Raw genomic sequence first — 13,529 nt, 5'->3', positions numbered from 1 at the left:
CTGCTTTAGTTGCAACACCCGAGAATCGAGGAACACTCACGAAGTCCGCGGTTCTGCGCCTGATCGAACACCCATCGAATCGGCGGAGAACGGCACGTTACCGGAGCCAAAATGATCCAAACCTTGCCTGTCGCCACCATGGAGCGGGCGCAAACCCTGCAGAGAGTTCCGTCGAGCGCCGGCGAATCACCGACCGCCAGCGAGGCATCATGTGCCCTCGCACTACCGACCGCGACGGAGTTTCTCGAGAGCCTGACGCGATGTGTGCTCGAGATTTTGGCCGGCGTTCGCGACCTCGATCAACTTGCCAGATGGGTTTCAGACGACGTTTACCGAAATCTTTCCAAGCGAGTAGTGCTCTCGTCGCGCGCTCGGCAGGTGAAAGGGCAGCGCTCGATGCGGCCGACATTCAGCATCGGCCGCATCGTGCTGAGCGAGCCGCTGCCCGGAGTCATCGAAGGTGTCGTCATCGTGCACGGCAAAGCGAGAACGCGGGCCGTGGCGGTGCGCCTGGAGCGCTTAGGGCCGAGATGGCGGGCAAGCGCCATCAACGTGCTCTAGCACGCGCGGTTTTCGGGCAGCATCAGATGCGGGCACCGAGCGTGTCGAACTCGGGCCGCATGAAGTGCGCGGGCGGGGAGGGGGCTACTTCTTCTTTTCGCTCGCTCGACGCTCGGCACGGTTGCCGGCAGGAGGTGCACCCGCCGGGGTCTTTTGGCCGAAGGCGCCAGTCGTCGTGGGAGCGGGGCGCTGCGGCTGCCCGCCCGGCCGCTGAGTGCGGGTGGCTGGTGCAACGGGAGGTACAGCGGTCTGGGCCGATGCCCCGGCGGGCTGCGCTTCTTGCTGGGCACGCTGGGCTCTGGCGGTTGCCGCCTGTTCGAGTTGACCGCGCTGGTTGCGAACTTCGACGCCGCCGGAATCGCTCGGAGCGGTGTAGCTGAGCTGGGTACCCTCGGTGTTGTGGCCCGTTTCGAGGCCCTTCGCCTGAACGCTCGGGGCATCCACTTCGCCCGCGGGAGCATTCACCTCGACCTCGAGGTTGAACAAGAAGCCGACGGCCTCTTCGCGAATCTGGCCCATCATCTGCTGAAAGAGCAGAAAGCCCTCACGCTGGTACTCGACGAGCGGGTCACGTTGCGCCATCGCACGCAAGCCGATGCCGTCTTTGAGGTAGTCCATTTCGTAGAGGTGATCGCGCCAACGGCGGTCGATGACGGTGAGCACCACGCGGCGTTCGAGCTCGCGCATAGCCGCCTCGCCGAGCGTCTCTTCGCGATTCTGGTAGGCGATCTGCGCGTCAGAGAGAATCTCTCGCCCCACGAACTCGCGGCTGATCTTGCCGCGGCTACCCGCCTCGGCAATGACCTCGTCGATAGAGATCGAGACCGGGTAGAGCGTCTTCAGCTCGGTCCACATCGCGTCGAAGTCCCAGTCGTCGCCGTTGCCTTCGCCAGCGTGGGTCTCGAGCACGTCGTCGATGACGTCATGCAAGAACTTCTGCGAGCGCTCGTGCAGGTCGTCGCCTTCGAGAATGGCGCGCCGGTCGTTGTAGATGGCTTCGCGCTGACGGTTCAGAACGTCGTCGTATTTGAGCACGTTCTTACGAATCTCTGCGTTTCGGCCCTCGACCTGCGACTGAGCGCTTCGAATGGCGCGTGAGACGACCTTCGACTCGATGGCCAGGTCGTCGGGCACATTGCCGCGGCCCATCAGGCTCTCGGCCGCGCCCGCGTTGAACAGGCGCATGAGGTCGTCGGTGAGAGAGAGGTAGAAGCGGCTTTCGCCCGGGTCGCCCTGGCGGCCGCTGCGGCCGCGAAGCTGGTTATCGATACGTCGCGATTCGTGACGCTCGGTACCGAGCACGTAGAGGCCACCGGCCTCGACGACCTTCTCGGCTTCTTCGTCGACACCGGCCTTGACGGTGGCGAGCACGTCGTCCCACGCCTCTTCGTATTCGTCTGGAGTTTCGACCGGGCTGAGGCCCCGGGTATTCATCTCGGAGACGGCGAGAAACTCGGTGTTGCCACCGAGCATGATGTCGGTGCCACGACCGGCCATGTTGGTTGCCACGGTCACGGCGCCGAGACGGCCGGCTTGGGCGATGATGGCTGCCTCGCGAGCGTGATTCTTGGCGTTCAGCACCTCGTGCCGCACACCCTTCTTCGCCAGCAGACGGGAGAGGTATTCGCTCTTCTCGACGCTCGTGGTACCCACGAGCACGGGCTGGCCGCCCGCGTGACGCTCGACGATGTCTTCGACGACCTGCTCGAACTTCGACTGCTCGTTCTTGTACACCAGGTCAGGCTGGTCTTTGCGCTGCATGGGGCGGTTGGTGGGAATGGCCACAACGCCGAGCTTGTAGGTGCTCATGAACTCGGCGGCCTCGGTTTCGGCCGTACCCGTCATGCCCGAGATCTTCTTGTAGAGCCGGAAGTAGTTCTGCAGCGTGACCGTCGCGAGCGTCTGGTTCTCGGCCTTGACCGTCACGCCCTCTTTGGCCTCGATGGCCTGGTGAATGCCCTCGTTGTAGCGACGGCCGGCGAGAATACGGCCGGTGTGCTCGTCGACGATGAGAACCTCGCCGTTCATCACCACGTAGTCTTTGTCTTTCTTGAACAGCGCAGAAGCCTTCAGCGAGTTGTTCAAGAACGAGATGAGCGGAGTGTTCGCCGACTCGTAGAGGTTGTCGATGCCGAGGTAGTCTTCGACCTTTTCGATGCCGGGCTCGAGAATTCCGACGGTGCGCTTCTTCTCGTCGACCTCGTAGTCTTCGTCGGCCACGAGCCGGGTGGCGACCTGCGCGAACTCGGTGAACCAGCGGTTCGCTTCACCCGACGCGGGGCCCGAAATGATGAGCGGGGTGCGAGCCTCGTCGATCAGAATGCTGTCGACCTCGTCGACGATGGCGAACTGGTGGCCGCGCTGAACCATGTCGCTCGCCTGCCACGCCATGTTGTCGCGAAGGTAATCGAAGCCGAATTCGTTGTTCGTGCCGTAGGTGATGTCGGCAGCGTATTGCTCACGGCGTTCTGCAGGCGTCTGCCCGCTCAAGATGACACCGGTGGTCATTCCGAGGGCGCGGAAGACGCGGCCCATGAGTTCACTCTGGTAGTTCGCGAGGTAGTCGTTGACCGTGACGATGTGCACGCCCTCGCCGGCGATGGCGTTGAGGTACGCGGGAAGGGTGGCGACGAGGGTCTTGCCCTCACCGGTTTTCATCTCGGCGATGTTGCCGAGGTGCAGGGCGGCACCGCCCATGAGCTGAACGTCGAAGTGACGAAGGCCGAGCGTGCGGCGGGATGCTTCGCGCACGGCCGCGAAGGCCTCGGGCAGCAGGTGGTCGAGACTCTCGCCCTCGGCATAGCGCTCACGCAGTCGAGGCGTCTCGTCTTTGAGTTCTTCGTCGCTCAGGTGAGTGAAGTCTTCTTCGAGCGCATTGATGGCCTTGGCGAAGTTTTCGAGCCGCCGAAGCACTCGCCCCTCGCCGACGCGAAGTACCTTTTCAAGAACTGAAGCCACGTGAAATCAATCTCCTACCGGAACCAGCCATGATCCAGCCGGTAATCTTAGCAATCTTAGTTGTCATTCCTGAAGGTCTTCAGAACGAGCGCTGGGGGCGCGACGATTGATCGTCGCGCCCCCAGGCGTCTCGTGGATCGGGGTAACTCAGGTGAGCACCCGATCTGACAGGGCTCGCTCTGCTTCGCGCGCATCACCCATCAGGGGCGTTGCGTGGTCATCGAGCCCGATGACCCCGTAATCCCAGCCCATGCGCCGATACACCACGCTCGGGCGCAGCGTTTCGGCGTCGATGAAGAGGTAGAAATCGTGACCCACCAGTTCCATCAAGTAGAGAGCGTCATCGACTGTCATCGGAGATGCTGCGAAGACCTTCTTGCGAATCACCACGGGCGACCAGTCTTCGTCGGCCGAGACCTCGGCCGCCCCTCGAGTGTCGTCAGCCGGCGCCTGCACAGCGATGGCGCCGGTGCTGGCCTTGGCCAGAACATCGGCCTCGGCAGGAACGACGTCGACGACGCTGAAACCGACCGTGCTCGCTTCGCGAAGCGACACCGGGCGGTGTTGACCGCGGTGCACCTTCTTACGATCTTTCGCTCGGCGCACCCGCTCCATCAGCTTGCCGATCGCGAGATCGAAAGCCACGTATTTGTCGCTGCCCGCGCTTTCTGCTCGTACAACCGGACCGGGGCCGATGAGGGTGAGTTCAACCCGATCGTCACCGCCTGAGGTGTTCGCCGAACTGTGGCGACAGACCTTGACCTCTAACACCAGTGCTCGATCAGCCAGGTGTGAAACCTTCTCGGCCTTCTCTGTCGCGTAACTGCGAAATCGATCAGTGATCCCTAGGTTGCGGCCCGTGATGTTGATCTCCATGGCAATCTCCTAGTCTCAAAAGACGCGCCGCCTTGGACCAAAGCGAGCTCTTCCGCGCCTTTTGACCCACCGTACTCGCCGCCCCTGTTTCTGTCACTGAATCTCACTGAGATTGTCTCATTCTCTCGACTATTCAGAGAATTCCACAACCGTCGATGTGCCGATTCGTCGCTCGGCGAACGCCAGCGTCGCAGCCGCGAGCACTCGCGCACCCGCGGCTTCAAGCGCCCTGCGGCACTCGATGAGGGTGGCGCCGGTGGTGACGACGTCATCGACGAGAATCAGATTTCTGCCCCGCAGAGAACCTTCTGAGAATCTCGTGCGAACGACCAGTGAGCCGTCGAGGTTCGCTTGGCGGTCGGCCACGCCGAGACCCGCCTGGTCGCGTGTAGCGCGAGCCACGCGAAGTGGGTTGAGGCACGGCATGTCGCTGCGGGCGCGTGCGGTGAGCAGCGCCACGGGGTTATAGCCGCGATGACGGTAGGCGGCGCGTGACGAGGGCGCCTCGGCGAGTTCGATGTTCGCGCCAGGGCCAAGTCGTTCGAGGGCGTGCTGCCGAGCATCCTGCAGCGCCGGTCGCAGGGCAGCAGAGAGCGGGCGCGCCACATCGGTGCGGCCCGACTCTTTGAACTTCGAGAGCGCGGCCGAGACGGTTTCGCGGTAGGGAAGCGCCGACCACACGTCGAGCGGAGGAGCGTTGGCCCGGCGTACGACGAGTCTGGTCACGGCAGGCGTGAGCTCGGCGAGGCAGGGCGTGCAGATGGCTCGATCGGGCGCGCCGCAGGCTGCGCAATCGGTTGGCAGAACGAGGGCGAGGGCATCAAGAAGAGCGGAACGGATCATGCTTCGATGCTGCCTGGAGCGGCCCACGTGGCGCGTCGAACTGAAGCGATCTGTGCAGAAGGTTCACCCCACCCGGATTGTGCAGGAGAAGTGCCTCGATTGCCGGCGCGACACGGCGGGGGCGCGGTGGCACAAGCCGCGAACCGAGCGCCATCGCACCAGGTCTTGTCTCGCCCGAAGCGGCTGATCAGGTCTGCGTCGCGAGCATTCCCACGCCTTTGGTGTTGGTCTGCCAGCCGCTGCCCCGTTGCTGCTGAAGGTCGCCGGTCGAGGTGAGCAACCAGAGCCCGCTCACGTCGTTGCCACCCGCGATGGTGACCGCCGAAACGGGCACACCGAGGTTGCTGCTGATTCCGCCGATCTGCTGCAGCACGATGCGGTCGTCGCCGCTCGCCGACGACGTGAGCGACGCGACATTCGACTCGTCGACCCACGTCGCGTCGACCGGCGTGCCCGGCCCGCTGGCGAGGGTGACCGGGTCGCCGAGGCGCTGCGGCACGCCGTCTTTGTCTCGAATCACCGCTGCGACCACGAGTTTCGGCTCGCCGTCGGCCAGGGTGAAGGCGAGCACCCGGGTTCCGTCGCGCGACACATCGAGTGACGCTATCGACTGGGCGCCATCCCAGTTCACGGCTACCGGGTGCATAGTGCCGTCACTGCCGTACGCGTGCACATCACCCGGCGAAGCAGCGGGCACCGTCCAGACGTATCCCGACGGGTCGAGCGAGGGCGGCACGAGCCCGGCCCGATTGTCAACCAGAGCGGGGTCGTTACCCCCCGGCTGAACGGCATACACACCCGCAGCCGTGCCGACGGCGAAGACATTCGCCGACGACGTAACTGAGAGGGGTGCGAGCGCCTGCACCTTGTCACTGATCGCGGGTATGGGCACGGCGGCGTTGTTCGACAAGTAGCCGAAGACGTTCGCCATGTCGACCAGCGGCTGCGGGTTCACCCGCGGTTGCACAATGGGCGCGGGCCCGGGGGCGATGGCCACCGGGTTCTGATTGACCGTGATGACCACGCTGGCGACCGATGAGACCGTGCTGAGGCTCTCATCGAGCTGGTATTGCATCCGTTCGAGGGCGAGCGGCGTCTGCGAAAGAATCTGACTCGAGAGGTCGACGCCCGCCTTGCCCGACTCGACCACGACCGGCGAAGCTTCGGTTCCGTCAGGAAACGCGGTGACCACCGCCCCCTGACCCAGCCACGGCGCGGGGCCGGCGAGCAGGGCTTTGACCACGCGCGTGCTCGTCGTTTCGTCTTTGGGAAACCACCGAACATCCGGAACCAAGTAGGTGTACGTGGGGTCGTAGAAATAGAGCGGATGCGAACTGAACACCTGGCTGAACCGCACTTGCTCGAGAATGATGCCCGGGTTCGCTGCGCTGATGCGCCACTGGCCGTCTTGCTGCGCGAAGGTGAACGGCAATGTGACGGTCGCGCTCGAACTGCTTTCGACGTATTCGCCGGTCGCGTCGACCTCGGCCTGCGGTGTCACGTTGATACTCATGGCGGTGTCGGAGATGGTGGTCTCGGCGGGCTGGCCGGAGTCGATGAGTACGCCTGCGTTCGGATCCCAGGTTTTTGCGAAGTCGTTCGTCAAATACGATCGAGCCACCTTGTAGTCGTTCTGGGGGCTCGCCGCCGCCTGCAGAAAGCCATTCAGAATCTGCGACTGGTTTGCACCGGGAACGGGGTTCGGTGGCAGCAGAATGACGTCACTGTCATCGGGGCTCGAGCTGACTTCTTGCGAGTGCACGGCGCCCGAGCTCGGGATGCCCGTGCATGCGCTCACCGCCAACACCGCTGTGAGGGTGGCGGCAAGGGTGAGGCTCACCCGACGCACGGTTCGGGTTCGGGTTCGGGTTCGGGTTCGGCGAGTGATCATGCTCCGCCCCGTTCGGGAAGTTCTGCGGCTTCGGAAAGTTCTGCGGCTTCGGGAAACTCCGCGGGCACCTCGACGGGCTCGTCATAGGTGTGCGTCGGGTCATACGACCTCGTGAAAAGATGCGCCCCGGTGTCGTCGGTGCGCACGAGACTGTCTGACTCGTCGGGGTCTTCTGGCGGCAAGGCGATGGGCGACTCGCCCACCTGGCGCCCGTGAACGCGCGGCAGGGTGAGGCGAAAGCAGCTGCCCTCGCCCTCGTGAGTCCAGACCTCGAGCTGGCCGCCGTGCAGCGCCGCGTCTTCGAGCGAGATGGCGAGGCCGAGCCCGGTGCCGCCGATGGTGCGTTTGCGCGACGGGTCAGCCCGCCAGAAGCGCTCGAACACGCGCTCGGCGTCGTCTTGGCTCATGCCGATTCCGTAGTCGCGCACGGCGATGGCGATGGCCGAGACATTGCTGTCGACCGAGACGAGAATGGGGCGGCCCTCGCCGTGTTCGATGGCGTTGCCGAGCAGATTCGTGACGATTCGACGGATTCGGCGGGCATCCATTTCGACCTCGATATGCCCGCCGGGTGCGTAGATTCGCACCTCTGAACCGGCGGCCTCGGCGAGCGGGCGCATCTGGTCGATGGCGTCGACGGCGAGGCGAACGAGGCTCGCGGGTTCGATGTTGAGGTCGGCAGAACCGGCATCGAACCGGCTGATCTCGAGCAGGTCGTTGAGCAGCAATTCGAACCGCACGGTCTGGGTGTGCAGCAGCTCAGCGGTTCGGCCGATGGCGGGTTCGAAGGTCTCGCGCTTGTCGTACAGCACATCTCCGGCCAACCGGATGGTCGTGAGCGGCGTTCTCAGCTCGTGTGACACGTCGGAGACGAATCGTTGCTGCAATTGGGAGAGTTCGGCGAGCTGGGTGATCTGGCCCTGCATGCTGTCGGCCATACCGTTGAACGAATGGGCGAGGGTCGCGATGATGTCTTCACCCTTTTCAGGAATACGCACTTCGAGTTCGCCCGCGGCGAGCTTCTCGCTGGTTTCGGCCGCCACCCGAATCGGCTCGATCACGAGGCGAACGATGACCCAAGCCACCAGCGCGATGAGCAAGGTGAGGAGCAGGCCGGCTATCCAGAGCGTCTGTTGAACGAAGCTGAGGGTCTGAGCCGAATCAGAGAGGTTGTAGCCGAGGTAGAGCTGGTATTGGCCGGCGCTCGGAATGGTGAGCGGCGAGCCGACGATGATGCCGGGGTCGAAGCCACCATTGTCGTTGGGCAACGAAACCGATTGCCAGTATTGAGTCTGCGTTCCGGCCCCGGCCGTCACCTCGGCACGCAGTTCGTCGGTGATGATGCCGGGCGTGACGAGCTCGGGGCTCGCGAACGGCAGAAACGACGTTGCGGTCTGGTCTTGGCCGGGGGCGGCGTAGATCGCGATGAGACGCGATGACGACGACGACGTGATCTTCGTCTGCGCCGAGTTCAGCAGGGTGCTGACCGACGAATCGGTGCTCGAGTCAGAGGCGTCGAAGATGGTCTGGGCGGTTTTGGCGGCCTGGTTCGCGTCGAGCAGCGTCTGGTTCAGCCGCGAGTGAAAGAGGTCGTTGCCGATGCTGACCGAGGTGTAGATGCCGGCGCCCAGAAGGGCGACCGTGGTGAGCCCGATAGTGATGACAATGGTGCGAAACTGCAGCGACAGCCGCCACCAGCCGGCGATCTGCCCCGGCCAGGCCCGCCATTCACGCGCGAGAAACGGGCCGATGTGACTGCGCCCCGATCGGCCCTCGGCCGCCGACGAGGTGGCCATCAGCCGCTATTACGGCTTGACGACGAATTAGGCATTGACGACGGCACCGGCCCGATAGCCTACGCCGCGAACGGTCATCACGATGCGCGGGTTGTCGGGGTCTTCCTCGACCTTCGCGCGCAACCGTTGCACGTGCACGTTCACGAGGCGCGTATCGGCCTTGTAGTGGTAGCCCCACACCTGCTCGAGCAGCATTTCGCGAGTGAACACCTGCTGCGGCTTCGCGGCGAGCGCGTGCAGCAGATCGAATTCGAGCGGGGTGAGGTTGATGCGCCCGGCTCCGCGGCGCACCTCGTGCCCGGCGACGTCGAGCTCGATGTCGCCGATCAACATCGGCCCGTTCGCGGCTGCCACGGCTGTGACACTCGGCCGCAGGCGGGTGCGGATGCGCGCGACCAGCTCTTTCGGGTTGAACGGTTTCACGATGTAGTCGTCAGCGCCTGATTCCAGGCCCTTGACCACATCGGTGGTGTCGCTCTTGGCGGTGAGCATGATGATGGGCACGCCCGATTCGGCGCGGATCTGGGCGCAGACCTCGATGCCATCCATTCCCGGAAGCATCAGGTCGAGCAGCACGAGGTCGGGGCGCGCGGCGGTGAAGGCGGCGAACGCCTCCGAGCCGTCGGCGCAGAAGACGGGCTCGAAGTTCTCTGCCTCGAGCACGATGCCGATCATTTCAGCGAGCGCGGGATCATCGTCGACCACGAGTATGCGAGCATCCATAGCTCATAGGGTAGTGGAGCGTACCCGGTAGGGGCTGAGTCGTGGCTGCGCGGCGGCTGACGACAGACTGTGCGAGCATGGGAGGGTGAAGCTGCCGCTGTGGCGCGGCGCGGGCTCGGGGGGTGCGGGCACGCTTCATGTGACTTCAGTTCTCGTAGCGAAAATGAGGAACACGGTTTGAGCGACGAACACGAGGCGGGCGCGCCAGGCGCTGGGCGCGCGGGGACGCCGAGTTCGGCTGAGGCAGCGGATGCTCAGCCGCCGCAGTTCGGGGTGCCGGAGGATTCGCAGCCGGTAGCACCGGCGGCCCCGCAGCCGGCCGCGCAGCCCGTTGAGCCGCCGCGCTACGGGGAATACGCGCCGCCACCGCAGGCTCCGCACTATGGTTCGCCGCCACCGCAATATGGGCAGTATGCGCCGCCGCCTCCACCCCCGCCGTACGACGGATACCCACCACCACCGCAGTACGGGCAGTACGCGCCGCCGCCCGCGCAGTACGGCGGCTACCCGCCGCCGCCAGGCCAGTACCCTGCGCCGCCCGCAGGGCCGCCCGGCCCCGGCGGCGCGAACTGGGCGCCGCCGCCCAAGCCGGGGCTCGTGCCGCTGCGCCCACTCGGGTTCGGCACGCTGCTGGGTGCGCCGTTTCAGGTGCTGCGGCGAAACCCGGGGCCGACCTTCGGCAGCGCCCTGATCATCCAATTCGCCATCTACCTCGTCTCTGTGGGAGTCATCGGCGGCGCCACCCTCTTCGCCTTCAACCGGGTGAGCCAGGCGAGCGTGGCCGACCGCAACTCGATCGCCGCCGGTTCGGTTGTGATCGTGCTGCTTTCGGCGCTGATTCCCGTGGCGCTGGCACTCATTTCGAGCGCGCTGCTGCAGGGCATCCTCGTCATCGAAGTGTCGCGCGAGGTATTGGGCGAGAAACGTAAGCTCGGCGAGCTGTGGCGGGCCGCCGCGAAGCGCATGTGGCCGCTGGTGCTGTGGATTCTGCTCGAGGGCATCGTCGTGGTGGTGGTTCTGGCCATCGCCGTGGGCATCGTTGTGGCCTTCGCGACCATCGGCGGGGCGGCAGGCATCGCGCTCGCCGTCATCTCGGGGCTTTTGTTCGCGCTCGGGCTCACGGTTCTCGCGGTCTGGATCACGACAAAAGTGTCGCTCGTCGCCTGCGCGATCGTACTCGAAGGCCTGGGCGCGCGCGCCGCGATCGCCCGCTCGTGGCGCCTCACCAGCGGTTCGTTCTGGAAGACGTTCGGCACCGAAGCCCTGGTCTACCTCATCGTGTACGTCGCCAGTTTGTTCGTGACACAGCCGGTGAGCCTCATTCTCGGGCTGGCCTTCGGAATCTTCAGCCCGAACGACACGAGCGATTCGGGCAGCCAGAGCGCCTTCATCGCAGCCCTGGCCATCAACCTCATCGTCGGCGTTCTGCAGATCGTGTTCGGCGCCATCTCTGCTGTCGTGCAGGCGGCAGCCATCTCGCTGATCTACGTCGACCTGCGCATGCGCAAAGAGGGCCTCGACCTTGAACTGATTCGGTTCGTCGAGGCTCAGCAGGCCGGGCTGGTCACGGCCGACGACGACCCGTATCGGGTGCAGAGGCCGCTCTGACCGTGATCAGTGCTGTGCCGTTCGGGGGCGTGGCGTCGCTGGGGTTTCTCGGCGACGTTCCTGTCGACCCGTCGGCTCCGGATGCCCGGCAGTGGCTCGTCAACGAACTCAGTAAGCCGCAGTATGCCGCCGCGAAGCCCACCTGGCTCGACCGGGCCGCCACCGCGTTCGGCGACTGGTTGTCGTCGCTCGTGATTCCCTCTGACGGCAACCTCGGCGGCCTCTTGCCCGCGCTCGGCGTCGTGATTCTGGTGGGGCTGATTGTGGCAGCGTTCATCGTGTTCGGTCGGCCCCGACGCAATCGGCAGGCGGCCACTCGAATCGAGGCGCTGTTCGGGTCGGATGATCGGCGAACGTCTGCCCAATTGCGAGCTTCCGCTGCTGCGGCAGCGAGCGCCGGAGACTTCTTGACCGCCATCGAGGAGATCTACCGCTCGATCGCCAGGCGGCAAGCCGAGCGCACCGTGATTCGGGTGAGCCCAGGAACGACAGCCCGTGACTTCGCGCTGCGGGCCGGAGTGGCGTACCCCGCTGCGGCCGACCGGCTGGCCGCGGCGGCGGCGGAATTCGATTCGGTGCGGTACCTCGGCGGGCGGGCTACCCGCTCGGGGTACGAGCAGCTTGCGGCGCTCGAAGCCGACCTTCGCGACAAGCCGCCGGCCGAACTCGAGACGGTTGGCGCTGGCGGCGCGGCCGATCGCAGGTCGTCATGAGCGCCGCGCCCATCGCTCCCGCCCCGCCTTCGACCGGCGAGCTCGGAGCCCCGAGTGCAACGCCGACGACGCGAGCCTTCGTCAAGCGGTGGTCGTTCTGGATCGCCGCCGGGGCGTTCGTGATCGTTGCGAGCATCGTGCTGCTGCTGGTGCGCGGCACAACTGAGGCAAGCGACGATGCACCGCTGTCGATCACCAGCCCGGCACCGAGCGGCAGCAAGGCCCTCGCCGAGGTACTACGGCAGCAGGGGGTGACGGTGACGGCGGTGAGCACGCTCGACGACGCGGAAGCTGCCGTCGCTGCGGCCGCGTCGGCGCCCGCCGGCACGGGTTCAGGCGCGACGAGCGGCCTTGGTCAACGGGGCAAGCAAGCCGCGGCAGACACCTCGGGCGCTGCTGGCGCGAGCACCGGCGGCGCAAACGAACCAGCGGCCGACGTGCCGACGCTGCTCATCTTCGACCCCGACCAGTACCTGCCCGGCGACCGGTACGCCCAGGTGAAGGGGCTCGCAGCGCGGCTCGTGCTGGTGCAGCCCGACGTGTTCGAGCTCGAGGGCATCGCCCCGTCGATCTCTGCGGCGGGCGCCCCCGACGGGCCCGCAGACAACACCGCGACGGTGGCTGCCGGATGCTCGTTGCCTGCCGCCGAGGCCGCCGGCAGCATCACGGTCTCGGGTACGACCTATCGTCAGACCGGCGCCGCATCCGGAACCGACACCTCGACCCCGGGGGCGACCCAGACCGGAATCACCTCGTGCTTCGCGAGCGGCGACGACGCGTATTCGCTGGTCAGCTCGAGCGGCGGGGCGCAGCAGGTGAGCGTGCTGGGTGCGGCTGATGTGTTGAACAACGAGCAGATCGTGAACGCCGGAAACGCCGCACTCGCGCTCGGACTGCTCGGGCACAGCACGACGCTCATCTGGTACACGCCGAGCACGGCTGACGTGGTGGCGAATGGGCCGCCGAGTCTGGGGGCGCTGACTCCGGGGTGGGTGACGCCGCTCATTCTGCTGCTCGTCGTGGTGTTCATCGCGGCCGCGGTGTGGCGCGGGCGGCGGCTCGGGCCTGTGGTCGTCGAGAACCTGCCCGTCATCGTGCGCGGTAACGAGACCGTACTCGGGCGCGCTCGCCTGTATGCGCGCTCGGGGGCTCGACTGCGTGCGGCCGATGCGCTGCGAATCGGCGCGAGCGGGCGACTGGCGCGGATGCTCGGCCTCCCCCGCACCGCCCCGCTCGACGACATCATTCTGCAGACCTCTGCCGCGCTAGGAATCGCGCCGGCCGCAGTCGCCGACGTGCTCGTCAACCGGCTGCCACGCTCGGAGGCAGACCTACTCGAGCTCTCCACCCAGCTCGCCGACCTCGAACGCGCCGTGCGTCTGAGCGTGTACGGAACGCCTGCGGCCCCGCCAGCGCGGCAGCCGACCGCCCTGCCCGCACTCTCCGGCTCGCCAACGACCGCCGCCGCGCCATCCGTGCAACCAGCCGCCCCGCCCGCGCCCCAGCCCACCGCTTCGCCGAACGACCCTTCAACGAAAGACGAATCGTGACCGATCAACC

At 65.8% G+C, this 13,529-nt stretch carries 10 protein-coding genes; 4 read left to right on the top strand and 6 right to left on the bottom strand.

What is annotated here, in order from left to right:
• Positions 1–111 precede the first annotated feature (111 nt).
• Positions 112–561 (top strand): Rv3235 family protein, encoded by a 450-nt coding sequence (locus IEX24_RS02685; RefSeq protein ID WP_188673231.1) that lies wholly within the window; start codon positions 112–114, stop codon positions 559–561.
• An 84-nt stretch (positions 562–645) separates the two neighbouring features.
• Here the strand turns inward: IEX24_RS02685 and secA are convergent, their stop codons facing one another.
• From secA to mtrA, 6 genes are all read right to left on the bottom strand, one after another.
• On the bottom strand, positions 646–3,519 hold the full coding sequence (gene secA / locus IEX24_RS02680) for a preprotein translocase subunit SecA (RefSeq protein ID WP_188673228.1): 2,874 nt from the start codon (positions 3,517–3,519) through the stop codon (positions 646–648).
• 147 nt (positions 3,520–3,666) lie between these two features.
• Positions 3,667–4,395, bottom strand: coding sequence for a ribosome hibernation-promoting factor, HPF/YfiA family (hpf, locus tag IEX24_RS02675; RefSeq protein WP_188673216.1), 729 nt, complete (start codon positions 4,393–4,395; stop codon positions 3,667–3,669).
• Positions 4,396–4,524: 129 nt separating this feature from the next.
• Positions 4,525–5,238: a ComF family protein gene (locus IEX24_RS02670; RefSeq protein ID WP_188673213.1), complete on the bottom strand. Its 714-nt coding sequence runs from the start codon at positions 5,236–5,238 to the stop codon at positions 4,525–4,527.
• Between the two features lie 187 nt (positions 5,239–5,425).
• A complete protein-coding gene (locus IEX24_RS02665) occupies positions 5,426–7,129 on the bottom strand; it encodes an LpqB family beta-propeller domain-containing protein (protein WP_188673211.1) in 1,704 nt (567 codons plus the stop codon).
• A complete protein-coding gene (gene mtrB / locus IEX24_RS02660; RefSeq protein ID WP_188673208.1) occupies positions 7,126–8,925 on the bottom strand; it encodes an MtrAB system histidine kinase MtrB in 1,800 nt (599 codons plus the stop codon). Before mtrB ends, IEX24_RS02665 begins: the two co-directional genes overlap by 4 nt.
• Positions 8,926–8,952: 27 nt before the next feature.
• Positions 8,953–9,648 carry an MtrAB system response regulator MtrA gene (mtrA, locus tag IEX24_RS02655; protein WP_188673205.1) on the bottom strand — a complete coding sequence of 232 codons (696 nt, stop codon included), beginning with the start codon at positions 9,646–9,648 and terminating at the stop codon, positions 8,953–8,955.
• 177 nt (positions 9,649–9,825) lie between these two features.
• Here mtrA and IEX24_RS02650 point away from each other — a divergent pair, with 177 nt between their 5' ends.
• From IEX24_RS02650 to IEX24_RS02640, 3 genes are read left to right on the top strand one after another with little or no spacing between them, the layout of a single operon-like run.
• Positions 9,826–11,256 carry a DUF7847 domain-containing protein gene (locus IEX24_RS02650; protein WP_188673202.1) on the top strand — a complete coding sequence of 477 codons (1,431 nt, stop codon included), beginning with the start codon at positions 9,826–9,828 and terminating at the stop codon, positions 11,254–11,256.
• 2 nt (positions 11,257–11,258) lie between these two features.
• Entirely contained in the window at positions 11,259–11,969 is a 711-nt protein-coding gene (locus IEX24_RS02645) for a DUF4129 domain-containing protein (RefSeq protein ID WP_229715046.1), read from the top strand.
• Positions 11,966–13,519, top strand: a complete 1,554-nt coding sequence (locus IEX24_RS02640; protein ID WP_188673200.1) for a DUF4350 domain-containing protein — start codon at positions 11,966–11,968, stop codon at positions 13,517–13,519. Before IEX24_RS02645 ends, IEX24_RS02640 begins: the two co-directional genes overlap by 4 nt.
• Positions 13,520–13,529: the final 10 nt, after the last annotated feature.

It is taken from the genome of Subtercola lobariae, assembly GCF_014640255.1.
Lineage (GTDB): Bacteria > Actinomycetota > Actinomycetes > Actinomycetales > Microbacteriaceae > Subtercola > Subtercola lobariae.
This window is presented reverse-complemented; position numbering and strand designations above follow the sequence as displayed.

What these genes read in the sequence shown, in the direction of transcription:
- hpf (WP_188673216.1), bottom strand. Translation starts at nt 4,395, where the DNA reads ATGGAGATCAACATCACGGGCCGCAACCTAGGGATCACTGATCGATTT.
- IEX24_RS02685 (WP_188673231.1), top strand. Translation starts at nt 112, where the DNA reads ATGATCCAAACCTTGCCTGTCGCCACCATGGAGCGGGCGCAAACCCTG.
- mtrA (WP_188673205.1), bottom strand. Translation starts at nt 9,648, where the DNA reads ATGGATGCTCGCATACTCGTGGTCGACGATGATCCCGCGCTCGCTGAA.
- IEX24_RS02665 (WP_188673211.1), bottom strand. Translation starts at nt 7,129, where the DNA reads ATGATCACTCGCCGAACCCGAACCCGAACCCGAACCCGAACCGTGCGT.
- IEX24_RS02640 (WP_188673200.1), top strand. Translation starts at nt 11,966, where the DNA reads ATGAGCGCCGCGCCCATCGCTCCCGCCCCGCCTTCGACCGGCGAGCTC.
- mtrB (WP_188673208.1), bottom strand. Translation starts at nt 8,925, where the DNA reads ATGGCCACCTCGTCGGCGGCCGAGGGCCGATCGGGGCGCAGTCACATC.
- IEX24_RS02670 (WP_188673213.1), bottom strand. Translation starts at nt 5,238, where the DNA reads ATGATCCGTTCCGCTCTTCTTGATGCCCTCGCCCTCGTTCTGCCAACC.